This is a genomic window from Acinetobacter sp. UBA6720, from assembly GCF_002454215.1.
Classification (GTDB): domain Bacteria; phylum Pseudomonadota; class Gammaproteobacteria; order Pseudomonadales; family Moraxellaceae; genus Acinetobacter.
The window spans coordinates 1-1548 of record NZ_DKIK01000111.1 but is presented as its reverse complement, the minus strand read 5'-3'; the positions used below and the strand labels follow the sequence as shown (position 1 = coordinate 1548).

Below are 1548 nucleotides of genomic sequence, written 5' to 3'. Positions count from 1 at the left end.
GCTCCATGTTCCTGCAAGCTGAAGTCTTTCACTGATTTGCCTGTATCTTTTGCGGCTTTGGCGAAGACATAGCGTTGATACTTGTCTATGTTGTCCTGCTCAAACTGAGGCAGTTCGTCATAAGGCAGCATCGACAGCAAGGTATCGACAGACTTTAAGTTTTTATCAAACTCAAAACTCAGCAATTCAGGTTCATGGTCTGCTGGACTCAGACTCTTGCTTCCCGTGGTCAATTCTTTGACATCGATGCCGTCCACTTCTGCCGATGCAATCTCGGTTGAAGCGGCAGAAGTGGCGGATTCTAAAGGCTGTGCAGAGCTGGCCACCGAAGTACTAGCCGCTTGAACAGTTTTTTCAGTTACATGTTTGGGGCTAAAGAAATAGAAGCCTGCGATGCTGATCAGGGTCAGGGCTAAGATTGCCGCCAAGCCCAATATGGTTTTTTGGTTCATCTTTAATGCTCCCCATTTTTAGTTGGGTACAGTGACTTGACCATTCTGAGCATTAAAGTGAACGAAGCGTGGGCAGCCACCCTGAAAGTTCACCGTGAAATTACGCCAACCACGGTTGCCAGGATTGGTTTTATACATGCACTGATACACCCCACCACCCAAATTGCGGGCTTTAACAAAGTAGGCTTCACTGGCTTGCGCAAACCAGCCTGCCTGCGTCAATGATGCCCCTGTAAGCAGTGATGAAATAAGGGCAGTTTTTAGGAAGGTTTTAAACATAATCATTTTCTCTTTTATAGGCATCACTCGTCTTGGACTTAATCAGACGCAGTGCTCCCCATGCATGAATGTTGGAATGAATATCTATGTTTTTTTGAAGTGTTATAGACGATAAAGCACACAGATCTATGACCCTCAAAACAGCATGAGAGATTCATCTTCATATCGGTAATATGTACTTGAAAAAGTTTTATTCTTAGAAAGTCATCGACACAGCTATGCATTGACTGCACGGCATCAGGTCTAATCACCCAACGGCACAAACATGTAAAAAGAGAAATATAAAAGACTGTCTTGATGTAAGCGCATGGCATACTCCTAGATGAATTAGAAGTTCTACCAAGTCACTGTCAAATGATGGTGGCAGAACGAGAAAGGGTTGACAGACCAGTCATCTAGGAACCGGCACGCACAAGGCGTCCCTCCCTCGTCCTACCGCTACGAAGGGGGGACGAACGAGTTCGCCACCAAAAAATTACTTTTTTGATGTGCTAGATGATAACGGTCTGTCAAAACCGACTGACAATGTAGGTCAGCAGGCTAAGGATAATCTGCACGGTGGAGAGCGTCAAGTAAGCTAAGCGAATGGATAGCTGAAAATATTTAGAATTACGAGCCGTTATAATGGCACTATAAATTTAGCTTGATTTAGACACAGTTTTCTAAACTGCATTCCACCATCTTCCGAATACGACTCAAAAAAGCCGATTCAATCCAAAATTTTATGAGGGGTAGGTTGTGGGGTAAAATCATAGACAAGAAAAAAGCCCTTGCAAATACAAGAGCTTAATTCAAAATTTGGCGGAAGCGGTGAGAT

General features: G+C 43.9%; 2 protein-coding genes. Both read right to left on the bottom strand.

Going from position 1 to position 1548, the window contains the following annotated elements:
* Positions 1-452, bottom strand: a 452-nt coding sequence (locus B4F08_RS09640; RefSeq protein WP_291374256.1) for a hypothetical protein, incomplete at its 3' end; no start/stop codon positions are given.
* An 18-nt stretch (positions 453-470) separates the two neighbouring features.
* The gene (locus B4F08_RS09635; protein ID WP_087540846.1) at positions 471-731 is read right to left on the bottom strand and encodes a hypothetical protein; all 261 of its coding nucleotides are present in this window, start codon (positions 729-731) and stop codon (positions 471-473) included.
* Between the last annotated feature and the right edge of the window lie 817 nt (positions 732-1548).

What these genes read in the sequence shown, in the direction of transcription:
- B4F08_RS09635 (WP_087540846.1), bottom strand. Translation starts at nt 731, where the DNA reads ATGTTTAAAACCTTCCTAAAAACTGCCCTTATTTCATCACTGCTTACA.